Source organism: Variovorax sp. OK212 (assembly GCF_900112425.1).
Lineage (GTDB): Bacteria > Pseudomonadota > Gammaproteobacteria > Burkholderiales > Burkholderiaceae_C > Variovorax.
The window spans coordinates 86,594-105,291 of sequence record NZ_FOLP01000008.1; the positions used below are offsets into that span (position 1 = coordinate 86,594).

The window sequence follows — 18,698 nt, forward strand, 5'->3', positions numbered from 1 at the left end:
GCCTCTCAGCGCGCCCGGGCGCGGACGTACTGCAGAGGCGTCATGCCGAAGGTGCGCTTGAAATGCCGGGTCAGTGCGCTCTGGTCGTAGAAGCCGCTCGCCACGGCGGCCTCGATCAGCGGCAGGCCCGCGGTGAGGTGGGCAATGGCGGCCCGCAGCCGCAGCTGCGTCAGGTAGGTGTGCGGCGTCAGCCCGATGGTGCGGTTGAACGCGCCGATCAGCTGAAACGGCGTGAGCGCGGCGGCCGCCGCCATCCGTTCGAGCGTCAACCGCTCGGAGAAGGCGTCGTGCAGCAGTTCGAGCACGGGTGCCAGCACGCGGGCGTCCGCGGGCACGGGGAGCACGCGCTGGCCCGGCAGCGCGTGGCTCTGGAAGAGCGTGCCGAAGCTGTGGACCAGCATCTCCTGCTGCCGCAGCGGGTCCCACAGGGCGCTGTTTCCGTCGAAGGCGCGATGGAGTTCCAGGAAGCTGCCGATGAGCTCCGGGTCGCAGAAGATGTTCGAGCCGAAGTACCGGGTCTGGTCGATGCCCAGCGTGGCCATCAGGTGCCGGATGCCCGGTTCGGCCAGGTAGAAAGACCGGTACCGCCAGCGCGCGCTGCCGCCCATGCGGCCCGAATGGGGCTCGGCCGGATTGAACACGAGCAGCGCCTGCTGGTGCGCGAGCCCGGTTCGCCCGCGGCTCTTGAATTCGGACCCGCCGACCTCGGTGATCGCGATCACGAAGGAGTGGTGCACATGGGGCGCGTACTCGTGCGTCGTGAAATCCGCATGCAGCATGTCCATGCCCGGCAGGTCCGGCACGTGCCAGTAGCGCGATGTGTTCAGCGGGTCCAGCTTGGCCAAGAAAGCCTCCGTTTGGATCAGCGGTTGCAGCGCCTTGCGCGTCCGGCCGATGGCATGGCACCTGAATGGTGAGCCAAGGGGCCGCGGGCTGGGCGCCGTGTATTCCAAAGACTACATCGCGACAAGGTGGGCCGGTGGCCGCCCGATCGCCATGCCCTGGGCTCGCAAAGGCTGTGCCATTGTGTCGCTTTCACGGAGTGGCGCGGTGCGGTGCGGTGCGGTGTGATGTGCGAGCCGGCAAGGCGCGACTACCAATTCACGAATCGCCAAGAAGGGTTCACCATGGCCGCGGCGCAGCAGCGACGCACGTCGGGCCTGCGGTGCGGCCAACCCCTGGAGAGCTTCATGAACATGCCTCTTGAAAGCACCGCGCCGGCATTGGCGTCGGCGCCAACCTTCCGTTCGCCCGAAGGCGTTGAAACGCACGAGGTGCTGAACCAGGCCCGGCCTTGCGTCGGCCACAACGCGTTCACCGGCGACGTGGCCCTGCGCGACCTCGTGGCGCGCCATGCGGCCTGGAGCATTCCCCATGCGACGCGCGTCGGCGCACTGGCGGGCAACGAAGAGGTGCAGGACCTGGCCCGGCTGGCCAACGAGCACAGCCCCCAGCTGCGCACGCACGACCGTTTCGGCAACCGCCTGGACTGGGTGGAGTTTCATCCCGCCTGGCATCAGTTGATGGCGCTGGGCGTCGGGCATGGGGTGGCCAGCCTGGCCTGGACCACCGCCGAGCCGTCGGGCCACCTGGCGCGCGCGGTGCTGAGCTACCTGTGGAACCAGGTCGAGAACGGCACGGCATGCCCCCTGGGCATGGCCTACGCCGCGAGCGCCGGCTTTGCGCAGCGCCCGGAGTTTGCCGAATGGCGGGAGAAGACGCTCTCCGCGCACTACGACCCCCGGCGCCTGCCGCTCGCGCAGAAAAAGGGGGCTGTCATCGGCTACGCCATGACCGAGAAGCAAGGCGGCTCCGACCTGCGCCAGACGCAGACCACGGCCGTGTTCGCGGGCACGGAGGGCGGCGCGCGGGGCTACCGGGTCACGGGCCACAAGTGGTTCTTCTCGGTTCCCACGTCGGACGGCTTCTACACGCTGGCGCGAACCGCATCGGGCGTGAGCTGCCTTTTCGTTCCACGCTTCCTGCCGGACGGCAGTGCCAACCGCATCGCGGTGCAGCGCCTGAAAGACAAGTGCGGCAACCGCTCCAATGCGTCGAGCGAGGTCGAGTTCAACAGGACCTGGGCCATGCTGGTCGGCGAGGAGGGGCGCGGCATTCGCGAGATTCTTTCGCACGCGCACCTGACCCGCATGGACTTCGCGGTGGGCTCGGCGGGCCTGATGCGCCAGGCACTGACGTTGGCCATTCATCACGCGTCGACACGCGACGGTTTCGGCCGCCGCATGGCCGACCTGCCGATGCAGACGAACGTGCTGGCCGACCTGGCGCTGGAAAGCGAGGCGGCCATGTGGTCGGCGATGCGCGTGGCACGGGCGACCGACAGCATGGCGCTGGACGAGCGGGAGCGGCTGCTGGCGCGGGTGGCCACGCCGGTGGTCAAGTACTGGAACTGCCAGCGCGCGACGTACGTCGTGTACGAGGCGCTGCAGGTTCACGGCGGCAACGGCTTCATCATGGAGAACCCCGTGGCCCGGCTGTACCGCGAGGCGCCGCTCAACTCGATCTGGGAAGGCACGACGAACATGATGTGCATGGACGTGGTGCGCGCGCTGGACCGCGAGAAGGGCGCGCTCGACGTCTTTCTCGACGAAGTTTCACAGCCGGGCGTGGCCAACGCGGCGCATGCGAAATTCATCGCCGCCTTGCGCGACGATCTGTGCGCGGGCCCCGTGGACGAGGGCAATGCCCGTGCCGTGGTGACGCGCATGGCCCTGGCGCTGCAGGCGAGCGAGCTGCTCAGGCACAGCGACGGCGCGGTCGCGGAACGCTTTGCGGCGTCGCGCCTGGGCGGGCAGCACGCGGGTGTCATGGGCACGTTGACCGCCGGGGCGGACCTGCGCGACATCGTTGCGCGCGCCGACGTGAGCGCGGCGGCGCGGGCTTAGCGCTGCTGCCAGAACCCGCGGTGCGTGGCGATCATTTCTTCCGCCACCTCGGGCACCGGCCCGATCACCTCGATCTTCTTCTGCCCGCGCGCGAACACCTCGCGGCACGGCAGGCTCAGCGTCGGGTTCTCGGGGTGGTCGCCCGTGAGCGCGAGCAGCGCCGACTCTTCCGCGCCGTACACGACGCGCCCGATGTGCGCCCAGTAGCTCGTGCCCGCGCACATGGCGCAGGGCTCGAAGGTGGTCACCAGCGTGCACTGCCACAGGTAGTCGGCGGGCCAGTTCAACGCGGCGTGGCGCGCCAGCGTGGCCTCGGCGTGGTGCACCGTGTCGATGTTGCCCTGCTCGGCGAGGACGGTCTCGCCGTCCGGCGCGACGAGCACCGCGCCGAAGGGGTGGCGCCCCATGGCCATGGCGCGCCGGGCCACCTCGTTGGCGCGGCGCAGCGCGCGGATGATCTGTTCGTGGGTCATCCGTGGATCATTGCGCGAATCACTGGTTCTGGGAACCGCGGTGTGCCCAGCCGGTGGTGTGCTTCTCGATCACGCTGAACAGTTCGTACATCAGCATGGCCATCGCGCCCACCACCATCAGGCCCGCGAAGGCCAGGCCCATCTGCATGGCCGAGCCGGCCGAGATCAGCAGGTAGCCGATGCCTTCGTTGGCGGCCGTCATCTCGCTCACCGTGGTGCCGACGAAAGCCAGCGTGATGGCGACCTTCAGCGAGCCGAAGAAGTACGGCATGGAGCGCGGCAGGCCGATCTTCATGAGCACGTCCCAGCGCTTGGCGCCCAGCACGCGCAGCACGTCTTCGAGTTCGGGCTCGAGCGTGGCGAGGCCGGTCGCGATGTTCACCATGATCGGGAAGAAGCTGATCAGGAAGGCCGTGAGAATTGCCGGCCCCGCGCCAATGCCGAACCACACCACCAGGATCGGCACGAAGGCCGCCTTGGGCAATGCGTTGAAGGCCGTCATCAGCGGGTAGATGGCCGCATACGCCAGGCGCGAACTGCCGATCACGAAGCCCAGCAGCACGCCCACCACGATCGCCAGGCCGAAGCCCGCCATCGTGACCCAGAAGGTGCGCCACGCGTGGCCCGCGATGATTTCCTTGTATTCCCAGAACTGGTTCCAGATGCGCCAGGGGCTCGGGAAGATGAAGTCCGAGACCTCGAAGCCCGCGCAGACGATCTGCCACAGCAGCAGCACCGCCACGAGCAGCAGCCATGGCGACCAGCGTTCGATTTGCTTGGTGTTCTTCATGGCGCGCCCTCAGTGAGACACCGCGGCGGCGGTCTGTGCGGCGCTGGCGCCGGTGTTTCGGATGGCCCCGATGTGGCTGCGCAGCTCCAGCACGATGTCGGTGAACTCCTTCGTGTAGGTGAGCTCCAGCTCGCGCGGGCGCGGCAGCTCGATGTCGCGCTTCACCACGAAGCGCCCCGGGCTCTTGCTCATCACGTACACCGTGTCGGCCAGGAACACCGACTCGCGCAGGTCGTGCGTCACCAGGATGACGTTGAACTGCTGCTCGGTCCACAGGTCGCGCAGGATGCACCACAGCTCCTCGCGCGTGAACGCGTCGAGCGCGCCGAAGGGCTCGTCCAGCAGCAGCATCTTGGGCTCGTGGATGAGCGCGCGGCAGATGCTCGCGCGCTGCTGCATGCCGCCCGAGAGCTGCCACGGAAACTTGTCTTCATAGCCCGCGAGGCCCACCTTCTGCAGCAGCTTGCGCGCGCGCTCGACGTACTCCTTGCGCTTGGCCTTGAAGTTGGAGCGGTAGGGCTCCACGATTTCCAGCGGCAGCAGCACGTTGTCGACCGTGGTGCGCCACGGCAGCAGCGAAGGCGCCTGGAAGGCCATGCCCGAGATCTTCAGCGGCCCGGTGACGGGCTGGCCGTCGATGCGGATCTTGCCCATCGACGGCATCTTCAGCCCCGTCGTGAGCTTCATGAAGGTCGACTTGCCGCAGCCCGAAGGGCCGACGATGGCGATGAACTCGCCGCGCTTGACCTTCAGGTCGATGGCCTCGACCGCGAAGTGGTTCTCGCGAAGCAGCTCTTCGTTGTAGGCGAGCCAGACGTCCTGGAAGTCGACGAAGGGAGCGGCCGTGTCGAGTGCGCCGGGCGTGCCGGGTGCACTGGTGGTGGACACCATCACTTCTTCAGGATGTTGAGTTCCGCCGCGGGCGGCAGCATGGCCGAGGTCCACACCGCGTCGGGGCTCACGCGCGTCTTGGTGTTGAACGCGTCGGACACCTGCGAGGCCATCAGCGACATGCGGCCCGCGTTGACCGCGCCGAAGCCTTCGGCGCGCGCGTCGGCGCTGTTGATCACGGTGTCGATGGCCAGCTGCAGGCGGCGCGTTTCGAGCTTGCTGTCGATGATGCCGTCGCGCGCCTTCACCGACTCGATGGCCACGGCCGGATTGGCGATGACTTCCTTCGCGCCCTTGGTGAAGGCCGAGAGGAACTTCTTCACCACCTCGGGGTGCTCCTTGATGAGCTTGGGCGAGGCGATGATCACGTTGCCGTACAGCTTCACGCCGTAGTCGGGGTAGGGCAGGATCACCACGTCGGCCGTCTTGGCGCCGCGCGCTTCCAGGTTGAGCAGCGAGGTGAAGGTGAAGCCGGTGATGGCGTCGATGTCGCCGCGCATCAGCATGGTTTCGCGCAGCGTCGGGTCCATCGCGGTCCAGTTGACGGCGCCCACGTTGTTGGCCTTGGCGAAGATCGGGAACGCGCGGCGGCCCGCGTCGAACACCGGCGCGCCCAGCTTCTTGCCCGCGAGGTCGGCCGGCTTGGTGATGCCGCTCTTCTTCAGCGCCATGACCGAGGCCGGCGTGTTGTTGTAGACCATCATCACCGCGACCGGCTTGTTCGGGCTGTCGGGGTTGTTGGCGTGGAATTCCATGAGTGCCGCGAGGTCGGCAAAGCCCATGTCGTACGCGCCCGAGGCCACGCGCGTCACGGTGCCGCCCGAGCCGTTGCCCGCGTCGATGGTCACGTCCAGGCCGGCGGCCTTGAAGTAGCCCTTGGCGGCCGGGTGCAGGAACAGCGCCGCCGGCCCTTCGAAACGCCAGTCGAGCTGGAACTTGATCGGCGTCGGGGTCTGCGCAAAGGCCGAGGGCAGGCCGAAGCTGAGGGCCGAGGCGGCGAGGAAGGACTGGAGCAGTTGGCGCTTGTTCATTCGGGATGGGTCCGTGAAAGGTGAATGCAAGGTAGTTCTTCGGCATTCAAGCAAAAACGGTGCCCGCACGTGATTGGTGCGAACCCTTCCCGTGATTCAAGCTGGTGCGATATTCGCACCGCACGTGGGAAATCCCTTCGATTTCAGGGGTTGGCTGCACCGAATGCGAGCCAAAACGGGTCGCCCACGCGCTTGCCGACGCTCGCGGCGGCGTCGCGCACGGTGGTGCCGAAGCGCTCGACCAGCGCGTCGGAAAGCATCTCCGCGGGCAGCGCGATGCCGAAGGCGTAGGTCTGGCGCGTGGCCGCATCGAACACCGCCGAGGAGATGCCGGCCACGTTGGTCACGTACTCGCCGCGCGACAGCGCCCAGCCGCGCTCGCGCACGGCGGCCAGGCGCGCCAGCAGGTCCTTGCGCGTCTTCGGTGCGTCGCCGCGGCCCTGGTCGAGGCGGGCGCCGAGCAGCGCCGTGACCTCGTCGTCGCCCAGGCGGGCCAGCAGGGCGCGGCCCATGGCGCTGGAATAGGCCGGCGCGCGGCTGCCCGGCGGGGTGTAGATCTGCAGCGCGCCGGCGCCGGCGCGCATCTGGATCACCAGGGTGTCGGCGCCGTCGAGCACGTTGATGTAGCCCGTGAAGCCGGTGTCGCGCACCAGCGCGTCGAGCGCCTCCTCGACCAGCGAGGCGGCGTTGCGCGAGGCGCGGAAGTGGTACGACGCCTCCATGATCACGCCGCCCGGGCGGTAGGCGCGCGTGGCCGCGTCGCGGTCGAGGAAGCCGTAGCCGGCCATCATGCTGAGCGTGCGCGAGGCCGAGCTCTTGGGCAGGCCCAGCTCGGTCACCACGTCGGTCACGGTGATGTCGCGGCGCAGCCGCGCGATCAGCTTCAGGACGTCCATGGCGTTGGCGAGGGTGCTCATATTCTTGGTGGGTTGGCGGTGGGGATCATAGGGTCGATGCGCCGGTGGCCCGCCCGGAGGCGCAGCGGCCCGCCGCGGCTCCCACATAATCGCCCTGCGCCTTTCCGGCGTGATGTTAACGCTACCATTTTGGAGTGCTTCCTTGACCCAGCAGAACGTTCCCGACCGCAGCGCGCGCCGGGGCAGCGGCGGCATCACGCTGAGCGACGTGGCCAAGCTCGCGGGCGTGTCGCCCATCACCGTGTCGCGCGCACTGAACACCCCCGATCTCGTGTCGCCCGAGACGCGCGAGAAGGTGCGCCACGCCGTGGAGCGCACGGGCTACGTGCCCAACCTGCTGGCCGGCGGGCTGGCCTCGAACCGCAGCCGGCTGGTGGCGGCGGTGGTGCCGACCATCGCGGGACCGGTGTTCCTGGAGACCATCCAGGCCCTGACCGAGGCGTTGGCCGAAAAGGGCTACCAGCTCATGCTGGGCCAGAGCGGCTATGACAACTCGCGCGAGGACGCGCTGATCGACGCCATCGTCGGCCGCCGGCCCGACGGCATCGTGCTCACGGGCATCATGCGCTCGGCCGACGGCCGGCGCCGCTTGCTGGCTTCGGGCATTCCCGTGGTCGAGACCTGGGACCTCACGCCGACCCCGATCGACATGCTGGTCGGCTTTTCCCACGAGAAAGCAGGCGCGGCCACCGCGGAATTCCTGCACCGCAAGGGCTACCGCCGCCCGGCCATCGTGACCGGCGACGACCACCGCGCCAACCTGCGGCGCGCCGGCTTCGAGCAGGCCTGGAAGGCGCTCGGCGGCACCGCGCCGCGGGTGCACCACGTGCCCGCGCCGACCACGCTCGGCAGCGGCCGGGCCGCGCTGCGCGAACTGCTCGCGGGCCCCGCGCCCGTCGACGTGGTGGCCTGCAGTTCGGACGCGCTGGCGCACGGCGTCATCACCGAGGCGCAGGCGCGCGGCCTGCGCGTGCCGCAGGACACCGGCGTCATCGGCTTCGGCGACCTGGCCTTCGCGCGCGACGCGCATCCGTCGATCAGCACCGTGCGCATCGACGGCACGGCCATCGGGCGGCAGGCCGCGCGGTTCATCGTCGAGCGCGCCGAAGGCCGCGCCATCGCCGACAAGGTGCTGGACCTGGGCTTTTCCCTGATCGAGCGCGAAAGCGCCTGAAACCCGGTTGACGACCCCTGGAGGTCGTGCGTAAGATCGAATGACAGCGCTAACATAAAAGCTTTTTCAAGAACGCCTCGCCGCGTTTTGCCCCCGCCATTCGAGACAACGCATGACCTCACGAAAAAAACCCCAAGACCTCCGCTCGCACCGCTGGTACGGCGTCAAGGACCTGCGCAGCTTCGGCCACCGCTCGCGCACCGCGCAGATGGGCTTCAGCCGCGACGACTACCTGGGCAAGCCGGTCATCGCCATCCTCAACACCTGGAGCGACATGAACTCCTGCCACACGCACTTCAAGCAGCGCGTGGAAGAGGTCAAGCGCGGCGTCTGGCAGGCGGGCGGCTTTCCGGTGGAGATCCCGGCCATGAGCCTGGGCGAGGCCTTCCAGAAGCCGACCACCATGCTCTACCGCAACCTGCTGGCCATGGAGGCCGAGGAGCTCATCCGCTCCTACCCGGCGGACGGCGTGGTGCTGATGGGCGGCTGCGACAAGACCACGCCGGGCCTGGTGATGGGCGCGCTGGCCATGAACCTGCCGACCATCTTCGTGCCCGCCGGCCCGATGCTGCGCGGCGACTACAAGGGCACCGTGCTGGGCTCGGGCTCCGACACCTGGAAGTACTGGGCCGAGCTGCGCGCCGGCAACATCACCGAGGACGACTGGCAGGACGTCGAGGACGGCATTGCGCGCTCCCCCGGCACCTGCATGACCATGGGCACCGCCAGCACCATGACCAGCGCGACCGAGGCCATGGGCCTCACCTTGCCCGGGGCGTCGTCGATCCCGGCGGTCGATTCGCGCCACGCCATGATGGCCACGCACACCGGCAAGCGCATCGTCGAGATGGTGTGGGAAGACCTGAAGCCGCTCGACATCCTGACGCCCGCGTCGTTCGACAACGCCGTCACCGCCGTGCTCGGCCTGGGCGGCTCGACCAATGCGATCGTGCACCTGATCGCCATGGCGCGCCGCGCCGGCGTGCCGCTCGACCTGGCGCGCTTCGACGAACTCGCGCGCGGCACGCCGGTCATCGCCAACCTGCGCCCGGGCGGCAAGTACCTGATGGAAGACTTCTTCTATGCCGGCGGCCTGCGCGCCTTCCTGGCCGCGATGGGCGACCTGATCGACGGCAGCCAGATGACCTGCAACGGCAAGACGCTGGGCGAGAACATCGCGGGCGCGCAGGTCTACAACGCCGACGTCATCAAGCCGCGCGCGCAGGCGCTGCTCGAAAGCGGCGGCCTGGCCGTGCTGCGCGGCAACCTCGCGCCCGACGGCGCCGTGATCAAGCCGGCCGCCATGGAGCAGCACCTGCGCCGCCACACCGGCCCGGCCCTGGTGTTCAGGAACTACGACGACCTGGCCGCGCGCATCGACGCGCCCGACCTGCCCGTGACCAGGGACAGCGTGATCGTGCTGCAGAGCGCCGGCCCGCAAGGCGCGCCGGGCATGCCCGAATGGGGCCAGCTGCCGATCCCGCAGAAGCTGCTGAAGGAAGGCGTGCGCGACATGGTGCGCATCAGCGACGCGCGCATGAGCGGCACCAGCTACGGCGCCTGCGTGCTGCACGTCACGCCCGAGTCCCACGTCGGCGGGCCGCTCGCGCTGGTGCGCGACGGCGACCTCGTCACGCTGGACATCGACGCGCGCCGCATCGACATGCAGGTGAGCCACGAAGAGCTCGCCAGGCGCCGCGCCGAATGGCAACGGCCGATGCCCAGGTTCGGCCGCGGCTACGGCGTGATGTTCCTCAAGCACGTGCAGCAGGCCGACACCGGCTGCGACTTCGACTTTCTCGCGCCCGACTACGCCGAGACCGCGGGGAAGGACGAGCCCGAGATCCACTGACCCCCGAACGAGAACGAGAGACAAAAGGAAAAGACATGGAGACAGACAAACTCGAACGCCGGCGCCTCGGCAAGCTGGCGGCGCACGTGGCGGCGAACCTCACGGCACTCGCGCTGGTGTCGCTGCCGTTCGCAGCGGCGGCGCAAACCGCGCCCGCCTGGCCGACGCGGCCCGTGACCGTCGTCGTGCCCTTCGCGGCCGGCGGCGGCACCGACATCGCGGCGCGCCTGCTCGCCACGCGGCTGGGCCAGAAGTGGGGCCAGTCGGTGGTGGTGGACAACCGCACCGGCGCGGGCGGCCTGGTCGGCGCGGAGGCCGTGGCCAAGGCCAGGCCCGACGGCTACACGCTGCTCATCGGCAACGTGGGCACGCAGTCGATCAACCCCTCGCTCTACAAGATGCCCTACGACGCCGACAAGGCCTTCGCGCCGGTGTCGCTGTTCGCCGAGCTGCCGTTCGCTTTCGTGGTGAACCCGAACGTGCCCGCCAAGACACCGAAGGAACTCGTCGCGCTGGCCAAGGCCTCGCCCGACAAGTACACCTACGCCAGCTCGGGCAGCGGCGGCTCGCCGCATCTCACGGCCGAGATCTTCCAGCAGGCCACCGGCGTCAAGTTTCTGCATGTGCCCTACAAGGGCGGCGGCCCGGCCATGGCCGACCTGATGGCTGGCCACGTCGACATGCTGTTTGCCTCCATCCTCGAGACCTCGGGCTACGTGAAGGGCGGCAAGCTGCGCGCGCTGGCCGTGACCAGCGCCGAGCGCTCGCCCGCGATGCCCGAGGTGCCGACGCTCGCGGAGCTCGGCGTGCCCAACGCCGAGTCGGGCTCGTGGGTCGCGCTGCTCGCGCCGGCCGGCACGCCGCAGGCGCTGCTGGACAGGATCTCCGCCGACGTGAAGGAGGTCGTGGCCACGCCGGAAATGAGCAAGGCACTCATCGCGCAGGGCGCCACGCCGCGCGGCAGCACGCCGGCCGAACTGCAGAAGACCATCGACGCCGACAAGGCGCGCTACGGCCAGGTCATCAAGACCCGCGGCATCAAGGTGGAGTGACCCCATGACATCGACCCCCCGCATGCACCCCCGTCGCCGCACCGTGCTCCTGGCCGGCGCCGCGCTGCTGGCCACCCACCGCGTGATGGCGCAGGACAAGTGGCCTTCGCGCCCCATCACCTACGTCGTGCCGTTCACGCCCGGCGGCTCGACCGACGTGATCGGCCGCGTCATCGCGCAGAAGCTCGGCGACGCGCTCGGCCAGCCGGTGATCGTCGACAACAAGCCCGGCGCGGCCGGTGCCGTGGGCGCGGGCTTTGTCGCCAAGGCCAAGCCCGACGGCTACACCCTGTTCGGCGGCACCATCAGCACGCACGCGATCAACGCCAGCCTCTACAAGAACCTGCCCTACGACCCGGTGAAGGACTTCGAGCCGATCTCGCTCGTGGCCTTCCTGCCGAACGTGCTCATCGTCGACCCGAACCTGGGCGTCAACTCGGTGGCGGAGCTGATCGCGCTGCTGAAGAAAGACCCGAGCAAGCGCAACTTCGCCTCGTCGGGCGCGGGCACCTCCACGCACCTGGCCGGCGAGATGCTGGCCGACATGATCGGCGTGAAGCTCACGCACATTCCCTACAAGGGCACGCCGCCCGCCATGCTCGACGTGTCCTCGGGCCAGGTGACCTTCATGTTCGACCAGCTCACCGCGGCCCTGCCGCTGGTGCAGGGCGGCAAGCTCAAGCTGCTGGCCGTCACCTCGGCCAGGCGCATGGCGCTGGCGCCGCAGCTGCCCACCATGCAGGAGGCCGGCGTGAAGGGCTTCGAGATGGCGTCCTGGCAGGCGGTGTATGCGCCCAAGGGCCTGCCCGCGCCGATCGCGCAGCGCCTGTCGGGCGAGATCGCCAGGATCCTGCAGATGCCCGACGTGAAGGACAAGTTCACCAACCAGCTCGGCATGGAGGTGGTGGCCGGCTCGCCCGCGCAGCTCGCGGCGTTGATGCAGACCGAGATCCCGCGCTGGGGCGAGCTCGTGAAGAAGTCCGGCGCCACAGCCAACTGAAGCCAACTGAACAGGACCCCCATGACATCGAGCACGCCTTCTTCCACTCCCCTTTCGGACACCGCGCGCGAACAGCTGCGCCACGTCAGCGTGGCCACGCTGTGCACGCAACTCTTCAAGCGCGGCTTTCGCAACGTCTACCTGCAGGGCGTGGGCCGACTCACCCGGCCCAGCGGCGGCAACCTGGTCGGCCCGGCCTTCACCATGCGCAACATCCCGGCGCGCGAAGACCTCGACCAGATCAGCGCCTTCGACGACCCCGACCACCCGCAACGCAAGGGCATCGAGAGCGTGCCGCAAGGCCATGTGCTGGTGATCGACTGCCGCGGCGAAACGCGCGTGGCCTCGGGCGGCCAGATTCTCACGACGCGGCTCAAGGTGCGCGGCGCCGCCGGGCTGGTGTCCGACGGGCCGGTGCGCGACAGCGGCCCGATCTCACAGATGGACTTTCCGGTGTACTGCGCGGGCGGCAGCGCGCCGCTCAACCTCATTCACCACCACGCGATCGACCTGAACGTGCCCATCGGTTGCGGCGGCGTGCCGGTGTACCCCGGCGACGTGATCGTGGGCGACGACGAAGGCGTGGTCGTGATCCCCGCGCACCTGGCCGAGGAGGTGGCGCGCGACGCGACCGAGCAGGAAAAGATGGAAGCCTTCGTGCTCGAGCGCATCGAGGGCGGCGCCAGGCTCGCGGGCACCTACCCGCCCAACGCCGACACGCGCGCCGCCTTCGAGGTCTGGCGCAAGGAAAGGGGCGTCTGACCATGCAACGCCGAACATTCACGGCGCTGGCGGCCACGGCGCTCGTGCCGCTCCTGCCGCTCTCCGGCGCCTTGCCCGCGGCCGCGCAGCCGGCGTTCCCCGCCAAGCCCATCACCATCGTCGTGCCCGCCTCGCCCGGCGGCGCCATCGACCTGGCCGCGCGGCTCATCGGACAGAAGATGAGCGAGAGCTGGGGGCAGCCCGTGCTCGTGGACAACCGCGCCGGCGCCACCGGCATCATCGGCACCGACCTGGTCGCCAAGAGCCCGCCCGACGGCCACATGCTGGCGCTGGTGGCGAGCAGCCACGCGATCAACCCGAGCATGGTGAAGAAGCTGCCCTTCGACACGCTCAAGGGCTTCGAGCCGGTCGCGCTCACGCACGTCGTGCCGCTGGTGCTGATCGTCTCGCCCGAGCTGCCGGTGAAGACGGTGAAAGAGCTGATTGCCTACGGCAAGGCCAACCCCGGCAAGCTCACCTTCGCCTCGAGCGGCAACGGCGGCGCGCCGCATTTCTCGGGCGAGCTGTTCAAGTCGCTCGCCGGCATCGAGATGACGCACATCCCCTACAAGGGCAGCACGCTCGCGCACCCCGACCTGATCAGCGGGCGCACCTCGCTGATGTTCGACACCGTGGCCGCGGCCAACGTGCAGATCAGGGCCGGCCGGCTGCGCGCGCTGGCCGTCACCACCGCGAAGCGCGCATCCACGCTGCCCGACGTGCCCACGATGCAGGAGGCCGGCGTGGCCGGCTACGAGACCAGCACCTGGGGCGGCCTGCTCGCGCCGGCCGGCACGCCCAAGGCCACGGTCGACAAGCTCAATGCCGAGGTCAACCGCATCCTCCAGCTGCCCGACGTGCGCAAGACGCTGCAGGACAACGGCATCGAGCCCGGCAGCGGCTCGCCGCAACAGTTCACGGCCTTCATCGGCACCGAGATGACCAAGTGGGCCAGGGTCGCGAAAGACGCCGGCATCCAACCCGAATGACACAAGCATCACCACCCTCCATGCCCCTCGCTGCGAACAAGTCCAGGACCCGCGTTCTTCAACACGGCCGGCTGCTGCCGGCGCTCGAAGCCCGGCTGGGCGAAACCTACGACGTGCATCCGCTGTGGAACGAGGCCGACCCCCAGGCCTTCCTGGCCGCGCACGGCGGCGAGTTCACGGCGCTCGTCACCTCGGCGCGTTTCGGCGCCGACGCGGCGCTCATCGCGGCGTTGCCGGCGCTCACGGTCATCTCCAGCTTCGGCGTGGGGCTCGACACCATCGACCTCGACGCCGCCCGCGCGCGCGGCATTGCCGTCGGCTACACGCCCGACGTGCTGAACGACTGCGTGGCCGACACCGCCTTCGCGCTGGTGATGGACGTGGCGCGCCGCATCAGCGCGTCCGACCGCTTCGTGCGCCGCGGCGACTGGCGCCAGGGCCAGTTCCCGCTGGCCACGAAGGTGTCGGGCAAGAAGCTCGGCATCCTCGGCATGGGGCGCATCGGGCGCGTCATTGCCAGGCGCGCGTCGGGCTTCGACATGAGCGTGCGCTATCACAACCGCCGCGCGCTCACCGACGTCGACTGCGGCTACGAGCCCACGCTCCAGGGCCTGGCGGCGTGGGCCGACTTCCTGGTGATCGCGAGCGCCGGTGGCGCCGAAACGCGCGGGCTGGTGTCGCGCGAGATCCTCGATGCGCTCGGGCCCGAGGGCTACCTCGTCAACATCTCGCGCGGCAGCGTGGTCGACGAGGCCGCGCTGGTCGACGCGTTGCAGCACCGGCGCATCGCGGGCGCCGGGCTCGACGTGTTCGACAACGAGCCGCACGTGCCCGAGGCGCTGTTCGCGCTCGACAACGTGGTGCTGTTGCCGCACCTGGCGAGCAACACGCACGAGACGCGTGCCGCCATGGCCCAGCGCGTGGAAGACAACCTCGCGGCCGCACTGGCCGGCAAGCCGATGGTCAGCGCGGCGGCTTGAGCGCGCCGAGGCGGGGCCGCCTGCACGCCCGACGGGCGGGCGCGCCTAGGCGCCTGGCAGGCGATGCAGAGCGACGCCGGGCACGTCCAGCGCCGTCTTCAGCACGGTTCCATGCGTGGAGTCGGTGACGAACACCGTCGAGCGGTCCGCACCGCCGAAGGCCAGGTTCGTCGTCGAAGCGCCGGCCGGACCGCGCAGGACCATCACCGGTTCGGCGCGCGCGTTGAGCACCCACACATGGCCCAGCCCCGGATTGGCCACCAGCAATCTTCCCTGCGTGTCGACCGCCAGCCCGTCGGGGCCGCTCGGGCCGTAGGACGTGAAGAACTGGCCCACCTTGGCCACGCTGCCGTCCGCCAGCAGCGGCACGCGCCAGATGCAATTGCCGCGCGTCACGGCGAGATACAGCACCTTGCCGTCCGGCGACAGGGCCACCCCGTTCGGGCTCGGCACGTTGGACAGCAGCAGGTCGAGCTGGCCGTCGGGGCGCAGCCGGTAGAGCCGGCCCGAAGGGTCGTGCAGCCCGCTCTGCCCCTGGTCGGTGAAATAGATGTTGCCGCGCGCATCGAGCACGAGGTCGTTCACGCCCTTGAAACTCTCGGTGTTTCGCCGTTGGAGGTGCGGCGTGGCGCGGCCCGTGCGGATGTCCACGCGCACCAAGCCGTTCCTGTAGTCGGTCACCAGCAGCGTGTGGTCGTCGGCGAACTTCATTCCGTTCGGCTCGCCGTCGTACTCGGCCACCAGTGTCCATTCGCCGGCGGCGTCGATGCGAAAGATGCGGCCGAAGGGAATGTCCGACACATACAGGTTGCCGTCGCCGTCGAACACCGGGCCTTCGAGGAAGGAGTCGGTCGGCTGGCCGCCGCGGTTGGCGCTGGCCCACGCCGAGGGCTCGCGCCGCCGGAAGCGATCGGGCATCGTGGTGAAGGTCTCGAGTTCGAGCACCTGGGGGGCTTGCAGCAGGAACAACTCAGTCTCCTCGGGGATCAGTGGCTTCGAAACCATACAGCCGCGCCGGGTTCGCCACAAGGATGCGGTCGCGCACGGCGGTGTTGCCGCACCATGCCGCGAGCACGTCCGCCAGGCTGGCGTCGTTGACCGTGTCCGGAGGCTGCGTGGTGTGCGGCCAGTCGCTGCCCCACACGAGCCGCTGCGGCGCGGCTTCGACCAGCGCGCGGCCCATGGCGAAGGCATCGGCGTAGCAAGGCTCGCCGTCGCGCGAGCGCATGTAGACGCCCGACAACTTCATCCACGTGCGGCCCGCGTCGAGCAAGCGGCGTGCGGCGCCGAACGCGTCGCTCTGCACGCCGCCGGCCGGGTCGATGAGCGCCATGTGATCGATGACCAGCGGCACGGGCAACTGCGCCAGCACCGGCGCGAGTTCGACCAGCTGATCGGCGTTCAGGAACACCTGCACATGCCAGCCCAGCCTCTGGGCCTTGCGCGCGAGCGTCGTGAGCATGTCCGCGGTGGTGGCGCCCCACGACTGCGGCGTCACGAAGTTGATGCGCAGGCCGCACACGCGCCGGGCGGCGAGCCGGTCGAGCTCGGCATCGGCCACGTCATGCGCGGCCACGGCCACGCCGCGCGCGCTCTGGCCGAACTGCGCGAGCGCGTCGAGCAGGCAGGCGTTGTCGGTGCCGTACGTCGAAGGGTTGACCACCACCGTGCGCGACGTGCCGAGCCGCTGCTGCAGCCTGCGGTAGTCGCCCACCTCCGCGCGCGGCGGCTGGCGCTTCCAGTGCCGCGACGGCGCGAAGCGCGGATCGAAGATGTGCATGTGGCTGTCGCAGGCATCGCGCGGCAGCGCCTGCGCGGGCCGGTTTGTGCCGACGGAATGGGGCACCGTTGCATCAGGTCCGGAATTCATCGCCGCCTTCAGTCGAGCTTGATGTGGCCCTTGCGGATCACCTCGGCCCACTTCTCGTCTTCCTTCTTCAGGAAGACGGTGAACTCGGCGGGCGTCGAGCCCACCGGCTGCACGCCCACGTCCACGAAGCGCTTGCGCGTGTCGTCTTCGCCCAGCACGTCGACGATCGTCTGCTGGAGCTTCTCGGCGACGGCGGGCGGCGTGCCGGCCGGCACGAAGATGCCGTTCCATTCGTAGGCCTCGTAGCCCGGCACCACGGTTTCGCCGACGGTCGGCACATCGGGCAGGCGTGCCGAACGCTTCGGCGACGAAATGGCCAGCGCCCTGAGCTTGCCCGAAGCCACCAGCGGCGACGACGCGGCGATGGTGCTGAACATGAAGTCGACCTGTCCGCCCATCACGTCGACGATCGCGGGGCCGCCACTCTTGTAGCCGACGTGCACCATCTCCAGCCCGAGGCGCTGGCGCAGCAGTTCCGCCGCAAGCCGCTGCACGGTGCCGCTGCCGCCCGATGCGAAGTTGAGCTTGCCGGGCTGCGCCTTGGCCTTGTCGACGAGGTCCTTGATCGTCCGGAACGGCGACGCTTCGCCGACGATCACGATGTTCGGCGCCAGCGACACCAGGGTCAGCGGCTGCAAGGCCTTCGCGGTGTAGGGCAGGCGGGGAAACAGATGCGGGTTGATCGAGTACGGCGTTGCGTCGTAGAGCACGGTGTAGCCGTCGGGCGTGGCCTTGGCCACGAAGCCCGCGCCGATGGTGCCGCTGGCGCCGGGCTTGTTGTCGACGATCACGCTGGTGCCCAGCCTGGCGCCGATGCGCACGGCCAGCACGCGCGCGAGCGCATCGGCCGAGCCGCCGGGTGCGTAAGGCACGACGAGCGTGATGGGGCGCTCGGGGAATGCCGCGCTGGCGGATGCCGCGGGTGCAGCGGATGCAGCGGCCGCGGCGAACAGGCACGCGGCGAAGATGTGTTTGAAGCGTCGGATCATGGTTCCTGCCGTTCTCATTCGGTCTTGAGGTCGAGCGTTTTCGCCAGCTCGCCGTAGAGCTTGACCTCGCCCGCCAGTTGCGCGCCGAAGGCATCGGCGCATTTGTTCTGCGGCTCCAGGCCCATCGCGCGCAGTTTCTCCTGCGTGCCGGGCGCTTGCGAGAACTCGGTGGCGACGCGGCGCAACGTGGCCAGGATCTGCGGCGGCGTGTTGGCGGGGGCCAGCAGCCCGTACCACGCATCGGCCGTGTAGCCCTTCACGCCGACCTCGTCGAAGGTCGGCACGTTCGGCAGCAGCGCCGAGCGCTGGGGGGCGGCCACGGCCAGCGCCGTCAACTTGCCGGACTTCACCTGCGCCAGCACCGACCCCAGCGTGGCGAAGGAACTGTCGACCTGCCCGCCGATCAGGTCGGTGATCGCCTGCGCCGCGCCCTTGTAGGGGATGTGGTTCATCGACGTGCCCGTCATCCGCGTGAAATGCGCGCTTGCGAAATGGCCGGAGCTGCCCGAACCCGGCGTGGCGTAGGTGCGCTTGCCCGGCTCGGCCTTGACCGCCTGCAGGAACGCCTCGAACGATCCGACGGGCATGGACGGGCCGACCACCAGCACCGTGGGGCTCACGGCCAGGGAACACACCGGGGCGAAGGAGCGCACGGCATCGAACTTGACCCGTGCGCTGTAGAGCGCGGGAATCATCGTGTGGTTCGTCGCGCCGAGCAGCAGCGTGTAGCCGTCGGCCGGTGCCGATGCGGCCGCTTCGGCCGCGAGGATCGTGTTGGCGCCGGGCTTGTTGTCCACGATGAAGGGCTGGCCCAGCGCGCGCGATGCGTGGTCGGCGAAGGCGCGCGCCACGACATCGGTCGGACCGCCGGCGGAAAAACCCACGAGCAGGCGCACCGGCTTGGCGGGCCAGGTCTGCGCATGCGCCGCGGGCAGGGCCGACAGCGCAAACAACGCAAATAGCGGGATGGCGGCTGCGGTGCAGCGGATGTATTTCATTCTTTGTCTCCTTGGTATCTCGTC

Annotated in this window: 18 protein-coding genes; 8 read left to right on the top strand and 10 right to left on the bottom strand. The window is 69.4% G+C overall.

From position 1 onward, the window contains the following. Nucleotides 1–5: 5 nt before the first annotated feature. Nucleotides 6–845 carry an AraC family transcriptional regulator gene (locus BM004_RS22845; protein WP_093217029.1) on the bottom strand — a complete coding sequence of 280 codons (840 nt, stop codon included), beginning with the start codon at nt 843–845 and terminating at the stop codon, nt 6–8. 345 nt (nt 846–1,190) lie between these two features. Here BM004_RS22845 and BM004_RS22850 point away from each other — a divergent pair, with 345 nt between their 5' ends. Next, nucleotides 1,191–2,906 carry an acyl-CoA dehydrogenase family protein gene (locus BM004_RS22850; RefSeq protein WP_093217401.1) on the top strand — a complete coding sequence of 572 codons (1,716 nt, stop codon included), beginning with the start codon at nt 1,191–1,193 and terminating at the stop codon, nt 2,904–2,906. Here the strand turns inward: BM004_RS22850 and BM004_RS22855 are convergent. From BM004_RS22855 to BM004_RS22875, 5 genes are all read right to left on the bottom strand, one after another. Further along, nucleotides 2,903–3,379 carry a nucleoside deaminase gene (locus tag BM004_RS22855; RefSeq protein ID WP_093130147.1) on the bottom strand — a complete coding sequence of 159 codons (477 nt, stop codon included), beginning with the start codon at nt 3,377–3,379 and terminating at the stop codon, nt 2,903–2,905. The two genes, BM004_RS22850 and BM004_RS22855, sit on opposite strands and share 4 nt — an antisense overlap. 19 nt (nt 3,380–3,398) lie before the next feature. Next, nucleotides 3,399–4,169, bottom strand: coding sequence for an ABC transporter permease (locus tag BM004_RS22860; RefSeq protein ID WP_093130146.1), 771 nt, complete (start codon nt 4,167–4,169; stop codon nt 3,399–3,401). Nucleotides 4,170–4,178: 9 nt separating this feature from the next. Next, nucleotides 4,179–5,060, bottom strand: coding sequence for an ABC transporter ATP-binding protein (locus BM004_RS22865; protein WP_093217033.1), 882 nt, complete (start codon nt 5,058–5,060; stop codon nt 4,179–4,181). Further along, on the bottom strand, nt 5,060–6,091 hold the full coding sequence (locus tag BM004_RS22870) for an ABC transporter substrate-binding protein (RefSeq protein ID WP_093217035.1): 1,032 nt from the start codon (nt 6,089–6,091) through the stop codon (nt 5,060–5,062). Before BM004_RS22870 ends, BM004_RS22865 begins: the two co-directional genes overlap by 1 nt. A 143-nt stretch (nt 6,092–6,234) precedes the next feature. Then, a complete protein-coding gene (locus BM004_RS22875) occupies nt 6,235–7,008 on the bottom strand; it encodes an IclR family transcriptional regulator (protein ID WP_093217038.1) in 774 nt (257 codons plus the stop codon). Nucleotides 7,009–7,120: 112 nt separating this feature from the next. On the opposite strand from BM004_RS22875, the gene BM004_RS22880 reads away from it, so the two are divergent. From BM004_RS22880 to BM004_RS22910, 7 genes are all read left to right on the top strand, one after another. After that, complete coding sequence (locus BM004_RS22880) at nt 7,121–8,182, top strand: LacI family DNA-binding transcriptional regulator (protein ID WP_093217040.1); 1,062 nt, start codon at nt 7,121–7,123, stop codon at nt 8,180–8,182. Nucleotides 8,183–8,294: 112 nt separating this feature from the next. Next, complete coding sequence (gene araD / locus BM004_RS22885; RefSeq protein ID WP_093217043.1) at nt 8,295–10,034, top strand: L-arabinonate dehydratase; 1,740 nt, start codon at nt 8,295–8,297, stop codon at nt 10,032–10,034. A 35-nt stretch (nt 10,035–10,069) separates the two neighbouring features. Beyond that, entirely contained in the window at nt 10,070–11,086 is a 1,017-nt protein-coding gene (locus BM004_RS22890; RefSeq protein WP_093217045.1) for a Bug family tripartite tricarboxylate transporter substrate binding protein, read from the top strand. Between the two features lie 22 nt (nt 11,087–11,108). Further along, complete coding sequence (locus BM004_RS22895) at nt 11,109–12,086, top strand: Bug family tripartite tricarboxylate transporter substrate binding protein (protein WP_093217048.1); 978 nt, start codon at nt 11,109–11,111, stop codon at nt 12,084–12,086. Nucleotides 12,087–12,107: 21 nt separating this feature from the next. Beyond that, a complete protein-coding gene (locus BM004_RS22900; protein WP_093217051.1) occupies nt 12,108–12,848 on the top strand; it encodes a ribonuclease activity regulator RraA in 741 nt (246 codons plus the stop codon). A gap of 2 nt (nt 12,849–12,850) precedes the next feature. Further along, nucleotides 12,851–13,837: a tripartite tricarboxylate transporter substrate binding protein gene (locus BM004_RS22905; RefSeq protein WP_093217053.1), complete on the top strand. Its 987-nt coding sequence runs from the start codon at nt 12,851–12,853 to the stop codon at nt 13,835–13,837. A gap of 20 nt (nt 13,838–13,857) precedes the next feature. Next, a complete protein-coding gene (locus BM004_RS22910; protein ID WP_093217056.1) occupies nt 13,858–14,817 on the top strand; it encodes a 2-hydroxyacid dehydrogenase in 960 nt (319 codons plus the stop codon). 45 nt (nt 14,818–14,862) lie between these two features. Here BM004_RS22910 and BM004_RS22915 read toward each other — a convergent pair whose 3' ends face one another. From BM004_RS22915 to BM004_RS22930, 4 genes are read right to left on the bottom strand one after another with little or no spacing between them, the layout of a single operon-like run. Next, entirely contained in the window at nt 14,863–15,786 is a 924-nt protein-coding gene (locus BM004_RS22915; RefSeq protein WP_093217058.1) for an SMP-30/gluconolactonase/LRE family protein, read from the bottom strand. Between the two features lies 1 nt (nt 15,787). Further along, entirely contained in the window at nt 15,788–16,687 is a 900-nt protein-coding gene (locus BM004_RS22920) for an amidohydrolase family protein (protein WP_093217061.1), read from the bottom strand. A gap of 8 nt (nt 16,688–16,695) precedes the next feature. Next, complete coding sequence (locus BM004_RS22925) at nt 16,696–17,676, bottom strand: tripartite tricarboxylate transporter substrate binding protein (protein ID WP_093217063.1); 981 nt, start codon at nt 17,674–17,676, stop codon at nt 16,696–16,698. Between the two features lie 14 nt (nt 17,677–17,690). Then, complete coding sequence (locus tag BM004_RS22930) at nt 17,691–18,674, bottom strand: Bug family tripartite tricarboxylate transporter substrate binding protein (protein ID WP_093217066.1); 984 nt, start codon at nt 18,672–18,674, stop codon at nt 17,691–17,693. Nucleotides 18,675–18,698 lie beyond the last annotated feature (24 nt).

What these genes read in the sequence shown, in the direction of transcription:
- BM004_RS22905 (WP_093217053.1), top strand. Translation starts at nt 12,851, where the DNA reads ATGCAACGCCGAACATTCACGGCGCTGGCGGCCACGGCGCTCGTGCCG.
- BM004_RS22870 (WP_093217035.1), bottom strand. Translation starts at nt 6,091, where the DNA reads ATGAACAAGCGCCAACTGCTCCAGTCCTTCCTCGCCGCCTCGGCCCTC.
- BM004_RS22920 (WP_093217061.1), bottom strand. Translation starts at nt 16,687, where the DNA reads ATGAATTCCGGACCTGATGCAACGGTGCCCCATTCCGTCGGCACAAAC.
- BM004_RS22880 (WP_093217040.1), top strand. Translation starts at nt 7,121, where the DNA reads ATGTTAACGCTACCATTTTGGAGTGCTTCCTTGACCCAGCAGAACGTT.
- BM004_RS22875 (WP_093217038.1), bottom strand. Translation starts at nt 7,008, where the DNA reads ATGAGCACCCTCGCCAACGCCATGGACGTCCTGAAGCTGATCGCGCGG.
- BM004_RS22910 (WP_093217056.1), top strand. Translation starts at nt 13,858, where the DNA reads ATGCCCCTCGCTGCGAACAAGTCCAGGACCCGCGTTCTTCAACACGGC.
- BM004_RS22850 (WP_093217401.1), top strand. Translation starts at nt 1,191, where the DNA reads ATGAACATGCCTCTTGAAAGCACCGCGCCGGCATTGGCGTCGGCGCCA.
- BM004_RS22855 (WP_093130147.1), bottom strand. Translation starts at nt 3,379, where the DNA reads ATGACCCACGAACAGATCATCCGCGCGCTGCGCCGCGCCAACGAGGTG.
- araD (WP_093217043.1), top strand. Translation starts at nt 8,295, where the DNA reads ATGACCTCACGAAAAAAACCCCAAGACCTCCGCTCGCACCGCTGGTAC.
- BM004_RS22925 (WP_093217063.1), bottom strand. Translation starts at nt 17,676, where the DNA reads ATGATCCGACGCTTCAAACACATCTTCGCCGCGTGCCTGTTCGCCGCG.
- BM004_RS22900 (WP_093217051.1), top strand. Translation starts at nt 12,108, where the DNA reads ATGACATCGAGCACGCCTTCTTCCACTCCCCTTTCGGACACCGCGCGC.
- BM004_RS22890 (WP_093217045.1), top strand. Translation starts at nt 10,070, where the DNA reads ATGGAGACAGACAAACTCGAACGCCGGCGCCTCGGCAAGCTGGCGGCG.
- BM004_RS22860 (WP_093130146.1), bottom strand. Translation starts at nt 4,169, where the DNA reads ATGAAGAACACCAAGCAAATCGAACGCTGGTCGCCATGGCTGCTGCTC.
- BM004_RS22895 (WP_093217048.1), top strand. Translation starts at nt 11,109, where the DNA reads ATGCACCCCCGTCGCCGCACCGTGCTCCTGGCCGGCGCCGCGCTGCTG.
- BM004_RS22930 (WP_093217066.1), bottom strand. Translation starts at nt 18,674, where the DNA reads ATGAAATACATCCGCTGCACCGCAGCCGCCATCCCGCTATTTGCGTTG.
- BM004_RS22865 (WP_093217033.1), bottom strand. Translation starts at nt 5,060, where the DNA reads ATGGTGTCCACCACCAGTGCACCCGGCACGCCCGGCGCACTCGACACG.